The following is a 16,706-nucleotide window of genomic DNA, read 5'->3' on the forward strand; positions in this document are numbered from 1 at the left end:
TCACAGAGATCTTAATAAGGAGATCATCATGAGCAAACTCGGTTTTTTGGTTGCTGTTTCGGTTGTCAGTTTGGGTGCAGCCGTGGGCGCTTGGTATTACAAATATCAGCTCTATGGTTGGTTACCTTCGACAGCTTCGTCTGAGCTCAAGAATGTTGACGGCTTATTGATGGACAAGGAAGGGAAACCGTTTACAGGGCGTGTCAAAGATATTTCAGATTCCGGCTATTCTCTTTATGCCTATAAAGACGGCAAGCTTGACGGACTCAATGTGGTCTTCAGTGAAGGTCAACTTCGTGAGATCGGACATTGGGAAAATGGCGAGCAAAATGGCCTTTTTGAAGCCTGGACAGACAAAGGTGTGCTAGTAGATCACGGCATCTTTAAAGATGGTGAGCGTGATGGCGAGACTGTTCAATATTGGCCAGATACAGGTAAGCTCAAGGTCAAGGCTCAGTATCGAGCGGGAAAGCTCAATGGTCTCGTTGAACAATACTATCCGTCGGGCACAGTCCAATTAAAGCACATGTACGCTGATCATCAGTTACATGGTGAAGCTTTAGATTATTTTGAAAACGGACAACTTCGGAGTTCTGTGAACTTCGAGCATGGTAAACAGAGTGGTCCGTTTAAACTTTTTTCTGATGACGGTCAGCTTTTAGAAGAGGGGATGCTTAAAAACGGCCTACGTCATGGTCCTTTTACTGTCTATTTCCCGCAAACAGGTAAACCCGCCCGTCAAGGAACTTATAAGATGAATGAGTACGACGGTGAGTTGACTACATGGCGACCTGATGGCATGAAAGTCGTTCAGACTTACAAAAATGGTGTTGCCAATGGCTGGCAGAAAAACTACAACTCACAAGGGGCGTTGATGGGGGAAATAATGATGAAGAATGGTCGTGCGACGGGGGAATTTCGTGCCTATGATTCGCGTGGCAATATTGTTCAAGAGGGCACCCACGAAGACAATGTTGTAAGCACTGTCAAAGGCATGTCCTCACCAAGACCGGAGCCGAATGAGGTTTCGCCCAATGACAATGGCGGGATCATGATCAAAGAGGTGAATGAGTAGCTCACTAGCGGATAACCGTAATTAAGGTAAAAGCCTAGAATGTTGAGAGGAAAGCCTGGAGTCTTTCTCGGCTCCGTGTGAGGCAAGCTCTCAAATAATCCGTTTCTCGACTGGCGAGTGGGACGGTTTGGAGAGGCGTGCAGTGGGGCCGACTCGTGAAAGAAAATGTAAATGCTTCAATCGTTTGCAAGGACTTGCTGATTGCGGAAGTCGCAATCAGACAAGGTTGTTGGTCGAAAATGCCTCCAGAACAGAGCAAAAAATGGACGGCTTGAGTTCGAGGTGTACGAGTGTCTAGGAGGAGGGCGGCCGCACGACTGAGCGGTGTGTCAACTCCTTCTCGAAATCCCTTGTAGATCTGAGTAGAATCTAAAGATTTACCAAGGGCGGCTTCCGTCCCGGGCCCGGCGGGTGAGCCCCGCACGCCTCCAATCCCTTATCCGTCTTCAAGGAATGTTTCCGACTTCCATAAAGCACGCGCTCGAGAACATCGGCAGCCTGTACAAGAACTGGCGTGCCGCCGGCTCTGGCTGCATCGCCGCGTCGTTCAATATCGTCTGCCTCGGTCTTCTCTGGCTCATGGCGCCGCTTGAGTCGGAGCCACTCGCCTCGTTGCGCCACAACAAGGCGTTCTTCTATCCTCAGGTCGACTTCAACGCTCCGAAGCTTTTCGATCCCCTGCGCATCTTCATCCAGACGGTCTTTCTCCTGGCTGTCCTTCCGCCGCGCGGTCACGGCCCGCGCCTCGTGCGCACGGTCGTCGACATCCTGCGCGCCGCTGGTGCCCTGATCAACCGCGCGGGCGATGCCTTCGGCGCTGCGGCCCTCAGGTGCGTGCGCGCCGTCGTCGACGACAGCGAGGAGAAAAAGCCGGGCGGCCGCAGGCTTCCCAGCTGGGTGCCCGTCGTCCTGCTTGTGCCGGGACTCGTCCTTGCCGCGCTCTGCATCACCCAGCCCTTCAACCTGCACGGCCAGATCGTCTTCCTTGCGCTCATGTTCGTCTCCATGATCGTGCTCATGCGCATCCGCGCACGGATCACGCTCATGCTGCTCTTCGTCATTTCGTTCGTTGTCTCTGGCCGCTACCTCTGGTGGCGCTGCACGTCGACCGTGAGCACGGGCAACGGGCTCGACCTCTTCTTCGGGGGCCTGCTTCTCGTGGCCGAGGTCTATGCGTTCTCCGTGATGGTGCTCGGCTACTTCCAGGTCTGCTGGGTGCTCGACCGCAAGCCTGCCGCGCTGCCCGCCGACCGCTCCGTCTGGCCCCACGTCGACATCTTCATCCCGACCTACAACGAGTCGCTCGACGTCATCAAGCCGACGGTCTACGCCGCGCTCAACATGGACTGGCCCGCCGACAAGCTCCACGTCTATGTGCTCGACGACGGCAGCCGCGACTTCATCCAGGCCTTTGCGGAGGCCGCAGGTGCGGGCTACATCAAGCGCGAAGAGCACAATCATGCCAAGGCGGGCAACATCAACCACGCGATGACCGTCACGAGCGGCGAGTACATCGTGATCTTCGACTGCGACCACGTCCCCTCGAACGACTTCCTCGTCTCGACGACGGGCTGGCTCGTCCGTGATCCGAAGATTGCACTCGTGCAGACGCCGCACCACTTTTACTCGCCCGATCCCTTCGAGAAGAACATGCATCTCGAGCGCGCCATGCCGATCGAGAACTCGCTCTTCCACGACTTCATCCAGAAGGGCAACGACACGTGGAACGCCACGATGTTCTGCGGTTCAAGCGCCGTCATGCGCCGCAAGGCTCTCGAGGAGATCGGCGGCATTGCGGTCGAGACCGTGACCGAAGACGCCCACACGTCTCTCAAGCTCAACCGCAGGGGCTGGAACTCGGCCTTCATCTCGCGTCCGCTCGCTTCGGGCCTCTCCACGGAGACCCTTGCGGCCCACATCGGCCAGCGCATTCGCTGGGCGCGCGGCATGATCCAGATCTTCCGACTCGACAATCCGATGCTCGGCAAGGGCCTGACGCTTCCGCAGCGCCTGTGTTTCTTCAACGCGATGCTGCATTTCCTGCACGGCCTGCCGCGCATCATCTTCCTTCTGGCCCCGCTTCCCTACATGTATGCGGACATCTACGTGATCTACGCGACGGCGGCCTCCGTCTTCGCCTACGTGATCCCGCACATGGTGCACACGGCCGTGACGAACTCGATCCTGCAGAAGGGCTACCGCTATCCGTTCCTCGGCGGCGTGTACGAGGCCGTCCTCTCCTGGTACATCCTCATCCCGACCACGGTCGCGCTCATCTTCCCGCATTACGGCAAGTTCAACGTGACGGCCAAGGGCGGCACGATCGGCGAGAAGTACCTCGACTGGCACATCTCCTGGCCCTTCGTCGCGCTCATCGCGCTCAACGCCGTCGGACTGTTCATCGGCCTTGAGAAGGCCTTCTTCGATCCGGATCCGCAGTACGTGACGCTTGTCATCAACCTCGGCTGGATCGCCTACAACCTGATGGTGCTTGGCGCCGCCATGTCGGTCGCCGTCGAGGAGAAGGAGGCGCACCGCTTCCCGCGCGTCGGCCTCAACCTGCCGATCGTCCTTGAGACTGGAGACGGCATGCGCCACAACGTACGTACGGTCGAATACTCCCAGAAGGAGCTTCGCGTGCGCGCCCTCGACACGGCCTTCACCATGCCTGCGGCCGGCGAGCGCGTTGCATTCGAATTCGCCGAAGAGGCGGGCCCCGTCCGCTTCGAGGGCACCGTCATTGAAAACGGAGAGGGCTGGACGGACATCGCCGTCGACCTTCCCGACATGGCCTGCGAGCGTCGCTGGAACAGCGTGACGTTCTCCCGCCGCGGCATGTGGGCGATGAATCCCGAGGGCACGGTCGACGACCGCTTCCTCACGGGCTTCCTGATGCTCGGCCGCCATGCGCTCTACGGCTACCGCTCTATGATCGAATTCCTGCCCGGCCGGGTTCTGCCCGCCGTTCGGGACGCCGTCCTCTCCATGCTGCCGCGACAGCCGGTTGCAAGGAAGTCCTGATGGCAAACGCAAACTGAGAAGACATGAAGAATCCCACACTCATCGGAACCGCTGCCGCGTGCCTCATGGCCGCTGCGTTCGCCGCTCCCGCCTGGAGCGCGCCCTCTGACGGCATGAAGTCCGTCTCTCAGCTCCAGCCCGTCTGGCGCACAGACGTCACGGGCTCGCGTACCGAAGTCGTTCCCCTCATGAAGCTCGTGCCCGGCGGCAGTGCCGCGGCCGTCAAGCTTACAGGCCTCTCCCGTGTGCAGGCCTTCGACTTCGGCGTGCGCCGTGACGAGGTTGTCTCTGAGGCGACGCTCGACCTGAGCTTTACGCCTTCGCCCGCGCTCGCCCCGTCCGGCTCGCAGATCAACTTCTACCTCAACGGCCGCCTGCAACGCTCGGTGCCCATCTCGGCCTCGATGGTGGGCAAACCCTCGCAGCTCACGCTCAAGCTTTCGCCCAAGGTGATCGAGTCCGTCAATCAGTTGACGGTCGAGTTCATCGGACACACGCCGTCGGTCTGTGAAAATCCGGCCGACGCCGCCATCTGGCTCGACATCGCGGCCGAAAGCCGCCTCACGCTCGTCAAGCAGCGCGTCAGGCTCGCCAACGATCTCGCGGCCTTCCCCGCGCCGTTCGTCGACACCGCCTCGAACGAGCCTTCCGTGCTGCCGATGGTCTTCACCTCGGCTCCGACCTCGATGGAAAAGCAGGCCGCCGCCGTGCTCGCGAGCATCGTTGGCCGCATGAGCGACTGGCGCGGTGCCGACTTCCCCGTCTTCTACAACGGCACGCCCGCCGAGGGCCACTTCGTCGTCTTCGCGACGAACGAGCGTCGTCCTGACTTCCTGCACGATCTGCCCAAGGCCGACGGTCCGATGGTGACCATCGCCGACGCGCCTGCCAGCCTCTCCGGCAAGATGCTCGTCATTCAGGGCCGCAACGACGAGGACCTCCTCGCTGCCGTGCGTGCGCTCGGCACCGACCGTCCCGTGATGGTGGGCGAGACCTTCCGCGTCAAGAAGGCCGAAGTGCCGCCCGTGCGCGAGGCCTATGACGCTCCGCGCTGGATCAACACCGACGCCGAGATTCCGTTCTCGAAGCTCATGCAGTATCCGGGTCAGCTTTCCGCCCGCGGTCACGTAATGGCCCCGGTGCAACTGCCCGTCAAGTTCGCACCCGACCTCTTCATGGTGGGCGACGCCGAGCTCGGCATGCAGATCCGCTACCGCTACGCCAAGCCGATGCCCGAGGAGACCGCCCAGCTGCGCACCTTCGTCAACGGCTACCTCGCCGACAGCGACACGCTCGCGGGCAGGGACGGCCGCGGTTCGCGCACCGTTCAGCTTCCTGCCTTCTACGGCGCCATCTCCGTCGATGATCCGATGGGCGCCACGCTCACCCATTCGACGAGCCTTGGCTTCTCCGTGAGCTACGAGCGCACGATTCAGGGCGGCTCCCAGGACAACTGCCGCTCCGTCTCGCTCATCGGCCATCAGATGGAGATCGAGCCCACGTCCACGCTGACGGTCAAGGGCCTCTTTCACCACGCCGAGCTTCCCAATCTGAAGCTCTTCACGCGTGCGGGCTATCCGTTCACGAAGTACGCCGACCTCTCGCAGACCGCAGTCTTCATTCCGCAGGACGCGAGCAGGAGCGAGCTCACGACGATGCTCAACACCATGGGCCGCATGTCCGCCATGACGGGCGCCCCCGCGATGCACGTGCACGTGACGGGCGACATGAACGATCTCGAGCTTGCCAAGCGTGACATTCTCGCCTTTGCGCGCTTCCCCGCCCCCGTGACCGACATCGACGTCGAGAATGCGGGCCGCATTCAGGAGAAGCTCGTTGAGGCCTTCAGGGCGAAGTCCCCCTCCGTGCAGAAGACGGCCGAAGGTGCCTATGACAACGGTATTGCCGCCATCGTCTCGGCAGAGTCCCCGCTCGCGGGCGGCCGCACGCTCGTGGCGCTCCTCTCCGAAGGCGCGTCCGGCGCCGCCCGTCTCAACGCCGAGCTCGTCAATCCTGCCGGCCTCGGCTCCGTGACCGGTTCCGTCGCCGTCGTCAACGCCGCCGGCGTGACGGGTTTTGACGTGGGCGAGCACTACACCGTCGGCAACCTGCCCTGGTACCACAAGGTCTGGATGACCGTCATCGACCGTCCGGGCGTCCTCGTTGCGGCCGCTCTGCTGAGCGCGCTCTTCGTGGGCTTCGGCATCTTCCTCTTCATGCGCTACTGGATCAGGAGCCGCTCGTAATGTTCAAGAAGATGATTATCTCCGCAGCGCTTGCCTGCGCCTTCTGCAGCGCTTCGTCCGCCATGGCCGCCTGGCCCGTCTGGGACGAGTTCCGCAATGACGCGCTCGACAACGGCCGCGTCGTCGACAAGAGCGATGACCGCAAGGTGACGACGAGTGAGGGCCAGTCCTATGCGATGTTCTTCGCGCTCGTCACCAACGATCAGGTGACCTTCGACGGCCTCGCCGCCTGGACCGCCGACAACCTCTCCGGGGGCGACCTCACGAAGACGCTTCCCGCCTGGCTCTGGGGCAGGGGACGCGGCGACAAGTGGGGCATTCTCGACACCAACAACGCCACCGACTCCGACATGTGGATCGCCTGGTGCTTCCTCGAGGCGGGCCGTCTCTGGAAGTCCAAGGAGTACACGAAGAAGGGCATGGCGATGCTCGAGCTCCTCAAGAAGGAGGTCCGCACCGTCGACAATCTGGGCAGCGTCGTGCTGCCGGGCCGCGTTGGCTTTGAGGACAACGGCACGGTCAAGCTCAATCCGAGCTACTACCCGCTCTTCCTCTTCAAGCGCTTCGCGCTCGAGGACGCCTACTGGAACGAGGTTTACGAGGGATCGCTTCGCATGTTGCTGAGGTCCTCCCCCGCGGGCATCGCCCCCGACTGGGCGCTCTTCGACAAGGGTGGCCGTCTCGTGCCGCCCAACGGCGACGACTACGAGATCGGCAGCTACAACGCCATCCGCACGTATCTGTGGGCGGGCATGATGTCGCCCGACGATCCCAACCGCGCGATCCTCATGAAGCACTTCAGCCCGATGGTCGAGGCGACGAGGGCGCTCAACATGCCGCCCGAGAAGATCCACACGGTCAATCTCACCGTCAACGACACGGGTCCCTTCGGCTTCGGCGCCTGCCTCATCCCGATGCTCGGAAACGACCGCACCGCGGGCCTCGTGCGCAGCGTGGTCGACTCCGAAAGGCTTTCGGGCGAGAGCTACTACTCGAGCATGCTCGCGCTCTACGGCCGAGGCTGGGATGAAGGCCGCTTCGCGTTCGACGCCGACGGCCGCCTGATCTTTCCGAAGGGACGATAAGACGCATGCAGACCAGAATTGAAAACGGCGCCGGCCCCCGCTTCACGGGGCTCGGCGTCTGGAACGTCTACTTCATCATTGCCTTTGCGCTTGCAGCCTTCGGCTACATCGAGCTCAACCTTCTGGGCAACGCGCTCCTGATGGCCTGGCTCCTGCTGCCCGTCGGCCCGAAGTGGCTGCGCATCCTGCGCGGTACGCTCGGCGTCGCCGCGGCTGCCGTGCTCCTCTATTCGGAGAGCTGGCTGCCGGGCGTCGACAGCATCCTCGCCAACAAGGGCGGCATCGCGGGCTTCTCGCTTCTCTACATGGCCGAGTTCGCGCTCGACTTCATCAACGTGAAGATGGTGGGCTGGGGCCTTCTCGTCTTCCTCGGCTACTTCCTCGTGCGCCGCTACGTGCGCGTGACGTTCTTCACGATCGTCTACTTCCTCGGCGCCGTGACGATGCCGTGGGTGCAGTCGATCCTGCCCGAACGCGCGCCCGTCGTGACGGCCGACGCAGGCGGTCAGACGAATGAGGCCGCCGCGCCCGCCAAGACGGGCAAGGCCGACGCCAAGGCCGTGGGCGAGTGGTACGACGCCTTCCTCGCCTACGAGCACGACCGACGCGCCCGCTTCCCGAACGGCCTTTCCGAGAAGGACACGCCGTTCGACATCCTGCTCCTGAGCATCTGCTCGGTCTCGAACGACGACCTCGCCGTCTCGCAGCTTGACCAGCATCCGCTCTTCAAGGAGTTCAACATCCGCTTCGACTCGTTCAACGCGGCGACGGCCTATTCGGGCCCGGCCCTGCTGCGCCTGCTCAACGGCGCCTGCGGGCAGCCGTCCCACAGCGAGCTCTACGGCGAGCGCCGTCCCGAGTGCGAGATCATGACGAGGCTCGGCACGCTCGGCTATTCGCAGCGCCTGCTGATGGACCACTCGGGCGAGTACGACAACTTCCTGCAGTCGATGCGCGACAAGGCGGGCGTCACCGCCACGCTTGACAACGCGAAGTACCCGACGCGCTACATGGGCTTTGACGACGAGGAAATCGCCGACAGCCTGGCCGTGCTGCGCCACTGGCAGCGCACGCAGGTGAAGTCGAAGGCGGGCCGCACGGCCACGCTCATCAACTTCATCGCGCTCCACGACGGCAACCGCCTGCCCGGCCGCGGCCGCGCCGAGCCCTTCAAGCCGCGTGCTCAGGAGATGTTCGACAACATCCGCACCTTCCTGCGCGAGCTTGAACGCTCCGGCCGCAAGACGATGGTCGTGATCGTGCCCGAACACGGCGCTGCCGTGAGGGGCGACAAGATCCAGGTCCCGCGCCTGCGCGACATCCCGACCATGCGCATTTCGCGCGTTCCGGTCATGGTCAAGTTCGTGGGCCTCAAGGGCATGCCCAACGAGCCCATCCACGTGACGGGCAACACGAGCTACCTGGCGCTCACGTCGCTCATCGGCAAGACGCTCGAGACCGACTACTTTTCCAAGGACGGCGGCACGGTTCCGCTCGAGCAGCTCGTCCATGATCTGCCGCAGACTAACCCCGTGAGCGAGAACGGCACCGTTCAGACGCTCGAATATCAGGGCCGCGAATACTTCCGCCAGAACGGCGGCGAGTGGAAGCCCTACGGCGGCTGATTTCCGAGACCGCAGACATGAATGACAAGGCCCGCGAACACCTGTGTGATCGCGGGCCTTACTTCGTCATGGTATCCCGGGAGCGGGCGCACCGTCGTCACTCGGGGAAATATTCGGCTGCAATTGCTTCAAACTTCCAAAATGGAACGTTTTTTCTCTCAAATTGGAACGGGGGTTACTGGCTCCTCCCTCTGGCTTCATTCCAAGGAAGGTTCTGGCTTCAAAACTCGGGGGTTGCTTAAATCAGCGGAGCCCGTAGGGCGAAGCTGATTTAAGCAACCCCCGAAGCGCCGGACCGTGTGCAGGCCTTCAACCATGACTGCAGAGTTTGGTCCTGTGTTGCCAGGCAGAAGGTCGAGTAGCTCATTACCCGGCCAAGGGGTTCTGCACGCTTCCGGTACTGTTCCTAGCAGACCTGAAGCCCCGGCGGGTTGCGTGGCCTCTCGTAGTTGAGGAACACCCTTTCCCAATCCGGCTCAATGTAATTCATGCAAGCGCGTCGGGACGGCATCATGAGTTCGATGATGGCTTCATCCGGTTGGTGAAGGAGTGCTTCGATCGAGAGCTCAGTGGCATGGGCCTGATCGATGATGCGCTTGACTGAGGTCTTGGGTACCCCTGTCACCTCTTGGATCTTTTTCAGGGACAGTCCTTGTGCGTGGCCGCACAGTACATCCCTGATGACAGTTATGTCCTTTGACATGGTTGTCTCCTATAATCCCGCGAGCCCAATGCTTCGGGTATTTCTAGAGTATCAACCTCGTTCCGTCAAATGCTACGCCCGTTCCATTTTGCGAGACTGGCTCCAGGAATCTGGTCGGGGCAACCGTTCCAAGCCAGTCGTTCCAAAGAGAGAGGTACCGGTTTGCGAGAGGAAAGTTCCATTGAGGGACAGCTAACGTTCCGTTTAGCGAGAACGTCGTACCGTCGAGAGAGAGCCTTGTGCTCTTCTGAAAGAAGGTTGGTCCAAGAAGAGAGAATGGTGTGCCAAAATTAAGGATTGCCGTTCCATTGAGAGAGAATCACGGGAGCGTTCCGGTTTGAGAGAGGAGCGTTCCGGATTGGCGCGAGAGCCGTTCCGTTTTGCGAGAATTCATGGGATATGAGCCGTTCCATGAGCTGCGGCGATCGTTCCACTTTGCGAGAAAAAACGTTCCACTTTCGTGCTCGCGCGCAGCAATGGCGTCGAGCCGGGCACGAATGTCGCCGAACGGCCTGTTGAGGTCAAGCGTGCGGACCGAGATCCTGTTGCCGCTCATGCTGCAGGAGACGTCGGGCTGGATCTTCTCGTCGGTGCCTGCGTAGAGAAGCATCCCAGATACGGCCGGAAGGGCCGGATTCCGGGATGCCTGCGCGTTCTTGACGTACGCGAAGATCTGATAGAGGTTTTCGGAATGGAGTCTTGTCTTCTCGTATCGGACGACTGTGGCGCGGTCGTAGAACTTCGCGTCAAGAATCAGCATTCGACCAGCAGCATCCTCGAGCGTGACGTCGGGATGCATGACGGGCAGCAGGCTACAGCCGTCGTTATCGTCCAGTGTCCAATCCAAGAATTCGGAGCGTGGCTGAAGGCGCGGATGCGTTCTTTGGAAGTATCCGAGAATGAACTTCTCGTACAGCTTCGGGAGCGTCTGGTCGTCGTCAAAAAGCCTGCCTGGCTTCTTCCTGTCCGATTGTGCTGGCAGGCGGTCCTCGAGCACGAGACGGCAGACGTACATCAGCAGACGGTAGGCCTGGTTGTTGCGGTCGTAGCGGAAGTTCCAGAGGATGTTGCGCGGATCAAGCGGCGTCACCTCCCTGAGCATGCAGAGGGCGGCGCGCAGGGCCTTCCTGCGCGCGGATGCCACCTCCTCGGATCGGACGAGCGCCTGCATGGCCGTGACGAGGATCCTGTTCATATAGGCGTTGACCGAGAATTCATCCCGCGCGCAGACGAGACGCGCATTTCGCCTGCACGTCCGGATGGATTCCTCGATCCGGACGCACGGCGGTCAGGGGAGACTCCTCCTCGATGTAGGCCCTGCTCACGCCGCGCTTGAATTGATCTTCGACGCCGAGGATCAGGATCGCGGCGAGAAGGTCTTCGGCATTTGCGAAGTCCTCGGATTCAAGCGGGCGGTATGCCTTCCGGTCAAGCGCCCGGAAGGCATAGGCGAGCATGTAGAAGACGTTCTTGATGGGAATCATGCAAGAGCCTTCCTGAGTTCGGCTTCCCAGTGCCTGATCTGCTCGGGATTGTCGAACCAGTATTCCTCGATGAGCGGCACGAGCTCGAACTCGACGATGTCGGCAAGGTGGTCATCATTGACAAGCTTTCCGTCGTGGCCGAAGAGACAGCTGTGTCCGACGGCAAAGCCGCGTCCGAGGCTCTCGTCGTCGGTGATCTCGCTGTTGAGCCTTCCGATGGCGGCGACCAGCTTTTCGAGCGCGGGCGTGCCCTGTTCCTTGAGTTCGTCCTTTAAACGCTCGTTCTCGAAGGCGGGAGCGAGTTCGAAGAACGCAAAGCGCCTGCGAAGCGCGTAGTCGAGCATTGCAAGGCTGCGGTCCGCCGTGTTCATGAGGCCGATAAGACGCAGGTTTGCCGGAACGGAGAATTGCTCGTCCCTGTAGAGCAGTCTCACGGACTGTCCGCGCTTGTCGCCCTCGATGAGCATGAAGAGCTCGCCGAAGATCTTGCTGAGATTGCCTCGATTGATTTCGTCGATGATGAAGTAGTAGGTCCTGTCGGGATCGTCCGCGGCCTTTTTGCAGAAGTCGTAGAAGGCGCCCGTGCGCAGTTCAAACCCGCCCTCGGCAGTCGGACGAAGTCCCATCACGAAGTCCTCGTAGGCATAGCTCTGGTGGAACTGGACGAACTCGATGCGCGAGTCGTCATGCTCTCCCATGGCAAGCTTGGCAAGGCGCCTGGCAAGAAAGGTCTTGCCAACGCCGGGAGGCCCCTGAAGAATGACGTTCCGCTTGTACTCGACGAGCGAAAGCAGACGATCCACGCGCTCTTCGTCCATGAAGACCTCGTTGAGAAAGTCCTCCTTCGCATAACGGGCCGTTTCCTCCGGAAAGTCATCCTCATTTTCGAACAGGCCTTCAAGCGAGGCAGCCTTGTCGGAGCCGGCTTCGTACACCGTCAGCGTTTTGACCGGAAGGTTCCAGTCTGTTTTGCGCTCCTGTACGGATGTCCAGGAGACGCGGCGCAGATTGGGCATTTCGGCATTTTCCGGACTGTAGATGAAGTCGGAGGTGACGATGCCACGCCCGTAAACGAGATTGCGGCCGCCTTTCACGTAGACGACGTCTCCCGGCTTGATTTCGTGAACAAATTGCCAGATGGCCCGGGAATTGTTGGACGGTTCGTGCTCCGAAGGATAGACCTCCTTGAGCTTCTTCTGAATCTCCTGGCGCGACTCGTATTGAAGCGGATCGCCGATGTCCTTCCATCCGATGGCGACCATGTTTTCAGCCTGAAACTGATCCCAGTATTCGCCGTAATATCCCGGAGCCACCAGCCAGTACCGCTTCGCTGAATGTTGGGCTTCGTCGTCGGGGCACTTCTTCAAGCGCTTGTTCTGTTCATTGACTTCTTGCGCCTTGACCCAGGAGCGATAACTGAAGTCGGGAATGCCCGTGTATGTGTCGGAGGCCTTGATGGCTTTGACGGCTTCATCACGAAGGCTGAGGTAGGCGATGCCGTCGGGCGGCGTGTCCTTGCAGGCGTGAAGCATTTTCGAGGGTGCTTCTCCCAGGAGCGAGCACTCGTCTATCGCCCATCGATTGATGCCGTCCAGACTCAGATAGAAACTCGGCCTGATCCAGAAAAGGCCTGTCGTAAGGTTCCACTTGATGCCAGGCAGGGCAAGAGCGGCGTCAAACGCTTCGGCAAAGGTCCTGCGATGCGCCTCCGTATCGTCGTTCGCAAGGGTGAGCGCGGCTTCGAATGCCTGCCGCAGCTTGTCGACGTCGTCGCCTCGGTGCTCACGGGAGCGGAAGAAGTAGACGTTTCGGTTGTCCATTCGAGGCAGCCCAGGGAAGAGTTCCGGAACCTCGGATGCAAGGCCGAAGGCCCTCTTGAAGCCGGCGCAGGTCAGTGTGGCGTTTTCTCGTGATAGACCGCGGTTGACGAATGCAAAGACCGTGAAGGGATCAATGTCGTCGGGAATGCCGTCGAATGCGGGAAAGTCCAGGTTCGGATGGTCGTCGAAGACGGCCTGCAAACGGCTGAGCAGGGTCTTTCGGTTGTTCTTGAAGGCGAGGAGCTTGGTGGCGAGTTCCGAATAGAATGGCATCCATGCAAAGAGCGAGGCGGAGGTTTCGTTGGCGTTGGTCATGACTTGTGTTGACGTGTGGGTGGCGAAAATGTAAGGCGTTGGATTGGAATCATTGTAGGAGGTCGTACGACGGATTTTGTCGCTTGCGGACAAAGAAATCGGGCCCGTCTCTTTCGAGGCGGGCCCGAGGGGCGGGAGGTGACGGATGATTACTTCACGGACCAGCGGATGTCGGAGGCGACGCCGTTGCGGACCTCGCCTGCCTTGACGCCGCGGAAGGCGTTTTCGGCCTTGCAGCCTTCTTCGACGGCGGCCTTCACCTTGTCGGCCTGAGCCTTGAGCGAGGCTTCGTCACCCATGATCGTGACGATGAAGTCGGCGGACGCGGCGATGGAGTTGACCGAGTTGCCGCCCTGGATGTCGGAGACGACGGCGTCGGGGACGGCCTTCTCGATCAGCATGATGCTGCGGGCGGCGGCGTGCACGGCGTTGACGTTGCCGTAGTTGCCGTTGGAGTGGCCGCCGGGACCGATGATCGAGACGGCGAGCGTCTGGCCTGCGGCCATGGCGCAGGCGGCCGATGCGGCGAGCAGAAGCGCCGCTGCGGGACGAATGAGCGTACGGATGTTGAGCATGTCGGCGCCTCCTTACTTGAACATTTCTTCAGTGGTTCGGTTGCCCATCGGACCGACGTTGGGCTCGACGACCGAACCGTCGGCGAGGTTGTAGCCCGAGGCGAGCAGACCCATTATGAGGAAGCGGTAGACGCGCTTGCCTTCATCGACGCCGTTGCCCGGGATGCCCCATTCGTACCAGGTGTGGCCGCCGCCACCGCCGGCGTTCGTGCCGACGTTGGTGTTGACGGTCGGCACGCCGACTGCGGCGGGGACGTTGTCATTGAGCGAGGCCGCGCGTTCGGGAACCTTGTCGATGACGTCGATGCCTGCAGTCTTCGAGGCCTGCCAGAGCGCCTGCATGGCGATGTCATTGTAGTGCGGACGCTGGTAGGCGGGACGGTCGCCGAACCAGACGAGTTCCATCGAGACGGCATTCTTGTCGCCGGCCTTGAGGCCGTACCTGGCGTTTTCGGCATCCATGGCCTTCTTGAATTCAGGCTCGATTCGGGCGCGGATGGCGGAGAGCGGACCTTGCGTCGGACTGCGCATGTCGACCATCAGCGTGCAGGCCGTGGAGCGCTCCTTCGGACCCTCGCACTTGGCGACGCCGACCGTGTAGGTCGTGCGCTCGGCGGACTTGTCGGCGTCCCACGGCGTCTTGAGGCCCGAGATGGCGGCGACCGCACGGCTCATGGCCATGGCGGCGGACGGACGCTTGTCGCCCGGCTTCCAGCCTTCGGGCTCGACGTACTTGATTTCGAAGCGGTAGGAGCCGAGGTAGTTGACGATGGCGGAACCCGGCTTCGTGCTGTCGGCGCCGAAGTTGGCGACGATGTTGAGGGCGTTGTTGCCCTTGCCGACGTCCTGGTTGTAGCCGTAGAGCTGCTTCATGCCGCAGAGGTTGCCCTTGCCTTCCTCGCCCGTGGTGCCGCAGACCCAGATGTCGTAGACGGGACGGATGTTGTGCTTCTTCATGAGCTTGGCGACCTGCATGACGGCGACCGTGTTGATCATGGCGTCGTTGTAGCCCGGCACGTAGATGCGGTAGCCGTCCTTCTTCCGGGCGTCCTCGATGTTCTGATAGCGCTTGTAGGCCTTCTGCCAGATTTCGTCCTCAATGACCTTGCCGTTCTTGTCGAAGTGCACTTCAAGCGGGAGCGCCTTGAGTTCGTCGCGGGTCTTGACGATCGGTTCGTTCACCTTCTGGAGCTTCACGGCTTCGTACGGGGTTTCGGCGGGCGGAAGGACGGCCGGATTCACGGTGTCGATGTGGCCTTCAAGGACGACCTTCGGGAGCTGGCCCTTGTAGGAGACGGCGTCGGGACGGGCGCCGTAGGTGCCGGGAATGCGCACGCAGACGTTGTAGACGGGCTTGCCGTCGACGGTCTGAACGCCTGCGCCCTTCAAAAAGCCGTCGGGACGCGTCAGGACGTCCTCGGGTGCAAAGCCCCACTCCTCGACGAGGCGGCGGGTGATCTCGGCCTGGCGGCGCATTTCAAAGCGCGACGGGGAGGCGATGCGGGCAAGCTCGAGCAGTGTGTTGAAGCGCCACTTCTGGGCCTCTTCGCTCGTGGCTTCGGCCAGAAGCGCCTGCATGGCGGGATCGGCGTGAATGAGGGCTGCGCCCCTGGAGACGCCGTCGGTGATGACGGGAACGGCTGCGGAGGCTGCGAAGACGGCCGAGCAGAGGGCGGCCGCGAGAGCTGTGGGAACGAACGTGTTCAAGGTTTTTCTCCTCTTGAAGGCCGGATGGCCGAAGGGAGGCGGCGCCGGTCCGGGCGCCGCAGGTCATCCGGCGAACAAGTCGAGTGTAGGTAGCCTGAAGGCGACGTTTCAATTGCGGTTAACGCCTATGGACGGGTTTCGGATGACGGAAAACAAAACGCCCCTGCCGGGGCCTTGTGAAGGGCTCGGGCAGGGGCTGGGGACTCGCAAGTTGAGGAGTTACTTGATCGTCCAGCGGATGTCGGCGGCGAGACCGTCGCGGACTTCGCCGGTCTTGACGCCGCGGAAGGCGTTTTCAGCCTTGCAGCCTTCCTCGACGGCGGCCTTCACCTTGTCGGCCTTGGCCTTGAGGGCGGCGTCATCGCCTTCAAGAAGGACGCGGAAGTTGGCGTAGGCTGCGATCGAGTTGACGGAGTTGCCGCCCGTGACGGCCGTGACGACGGCGTCGGGAACGGACTTCTCGATCAGCATGATGCTGCGGGCGGCGGCATGCACGGCGTTGACGTTGCCGTAGTCGCCGTTGGAGTGGCCGCCCGGGCCGATGATCGAGACTGAGACGGACTGGGAGCCGGCCATGGCGCCGGCGGCCGCGAGGCTCAGAAGAAGAGCGGCGGCGGGACGAAGGATTTTGCGGATGTTCTTCATGATGACGCTCCTCTTACTTGAACATTTCTTCGGTGGTGCGGTTGCCCATCGGGCCGACGCCCGGTTCGAGCACCTTGCCGTCGGTCATGTTGTAGCCCGAGGCGAGCAGGCCCATCATGAGGAAGCGGTAGAGACGCTTGCCTTCATCGACGCCGTTGCCCGGGACGCCCCATTCGTACCAGGTGTGACCGCCGCCGCCACCGGCGACGGTGCCGAGGTTGACGTTGACGGTGGGCACGCCGACTGCGGCGGGCACGTTGTCGTTGAGCGAGGCGGCTTCTTCAGGAACGGCCTTCACGACGTCGATGTCCGCGGTCTTGGAGGCCTGCCAGTAGGCCTGCATGGCGATGTCGTTGTAGTGCGGACGCTGATAGGCGGGACGGTCGCCGAACCAGACGAGTTCCA

12 protein-coding genes and 1 pseudogene are annotated in these 16,706 nt (G+C 61.3%); 5 read left to right on the forward strand and 8 right to left on the reverse strand.

Annotated features, from left to right (window positions below; translation table 11 throughout):
• Positions 1-28 precede the first annotated feature (28 nt).
• The 5 genes from HMPREF3036_RS03350 to bcsG all read left to right on the forward strand — a co-directional run bounded on the left by HMPREF3036_RS03350 (position 29) and on the right by bcsG (position 9,052).
• A complete protein-coding gene (locus tag HMPREF3036_RS03350) occupies positions 29-1,075 on the forward strand; it encodes a toxin-antitoxin system YwqK family antitoxin (RefSeq protein WP_062331531.1) in 1,047 nt (348 codons plus the stop codon).
• A gap of 453 nt (positions 1,076-1,528) precedes the next feature.
• A complete protein-coding gene (gene bcsA / locus HMPREF3036_RS03355) occupies positions 1,529-4,096 on the forward strand; it encodes a UDP-forming cellulose synthase catalytic subunit (RefSeq protein WP_062331533.1) in 2,568 nt (855 codons plus the stop codon).
• A 23-nt stretch (positions 4,097-4,119) separates the two neighbouring features.
• Complete coding sequence (locus HMPREF3036_RS03360) at positions 4,120-6,342, forward strand: cellulose biosynthesis cyclic di-GMP-binding regulatory protein BcsB (RefSeq protein ID WP_062331537.1); 2,223 nt, start codon at positions 4,120-4,122, stop codon at positions 6,340-6,342.
• Positions 6,342-7,427 carry a cellulose synthase complex periplasmic endoglucanase BcsZ gene (gene bcsZ, locus HMPREF3036_RS03365; protein WP_062331540.1) on the forward strand — a complete coding sequence of 362 codons (1,086 nt, stop codon included), beginning with the start codon at positions 6,342-6,344 and terminating at the stop codon, positions 7,425-7,427. Before HMPREF3036_RS03360 ends, bcsZ begins: the two co-directional genes overlap by 1 nt.
• Before the next feature lie 5 nt (positions 7,428-7,432).
• A complete protein-coding gene (bcsG, locus tag HMPREF3036_RS03370) occupies positions 7,433-9,052 on the forward strand; it encodes a cellulose biosynthesis protein BcsG (RefSeq protein ID WP_005433130.1) in 1,620 nt (539 codons plus the stop codon).
• 406 nt (positions 9,053-9,458) lie between these two features.
• Here the strand turns inward: bcsG and HMPREF3036_RS03375 are convergent, their stop codons facing one another.
• From HMPREF3036_RS03375 to HMPREF3036_RS03410, 8 genes and pseudogenes are all read right to left on the reverse strand, one after another.
• Positions 9,459-9,755, reverse strand: coding sequence for a hypothetical protein (locus HMPREF3036_RS03375; protein WP_062331543.1), 297 nt, complete (start codon positions 9,753-9,755; stop codon positions 9,459-9,461).
• 319 nt (positions 9,756-10,074) lie between these two features.
• Positions 10,075-11,028, reverse strand: coding sequence for a 5-methylcytosine restriction system specificity protein McrC (locus HMPREF3036_RS03380; RefSeq protein ID WP_197457929.1), 954 nt, complete (start codon positions 11,026-11,028; stop codon positions 10,075-10,077).
• Complete coding sequence (locus HMPREF3036_RS12055) at positions 10,970-11,239, reverse strand: hypothetical protein (protein WP_062331548.1); 270 nt, start codon at positions 11,237-11,239, stop codon at positions 10,970-10,972. Before HMPREF3036_RS12055 ends, HMPREF3036_RS03380 begins: the two co-directional genes overlap by 59 nt.
• Positions 11,236-13,374 (reverse strand): AAA family ATPase, encoded by a 2,139-nt coding sequence (locus HMPREF3036_RS03390; RefSeq protein WP_062331551.1) that lies wholly within the window; start codon positions 13,372-13,374, stop codon positions 11,236-11,238. The genes HMPREF3036_RS12055 and HMPREF3036_RS03390 overlap by 4 nt, the downstream gene beginning before the upstream one ends.
• 149 nt (positions 13,375-13,523) lie before the next feature.
• Positions 13,524-13,949: a peptidase dimerization domain-containing protein gene (locus HMPREF3036_RS03395; protein ID WP_062331554.1), complete on the reverse strand. Its 426-nt coding sequence runs from the start codon at positions 13,947-13,949 to the stop codon at positions 13,524-13,526.
• 12 nt (positions 13,950-13,961) lie between these two features.
• Positions 13,962-15,656: a M20/M25/M40 family metallo-hydrolase gene (locus HMPREF3036_RS03400; RefSeq protein ID WP_062331558.1), complete on the reverse strand. Its 1,695-nt coding sequence runs from the start codon at positions 15,654-15,656 to the stop codon at positions 13,962-13,964.
• Between the two features lie 219 nt (positions 15,657-15,875).
• On the reverse strand, positions 15,876-16,301 hold the full coding sequence (locus HMPREF3036_RS03405) for a peptidase dimerization domain-containing protein (protein WP_062331561.1): 426 nt from the start codon (positions 16,299-16,301) through the stop codon (positions 15,876-15,878).
• Between the two features lie 13 nt (positions 16,302-16,314).
• A pseudogene (locus HMPREF3036_RS03410) lies at positions 16,315-16,706 on the reverse strand (peptidase M20); the annotation flags it as partial.

Source organism: Sutterella sp. KLE1602, assembly GCF_001578585.1.
Taxonomy (GTDB): Bacteria; Pseudomonadota; Gammaproteobacteria; order Burkholderiales; family Burkholderiaceae_F; genus Sutterella; species Sutterella wadsworthensis_A.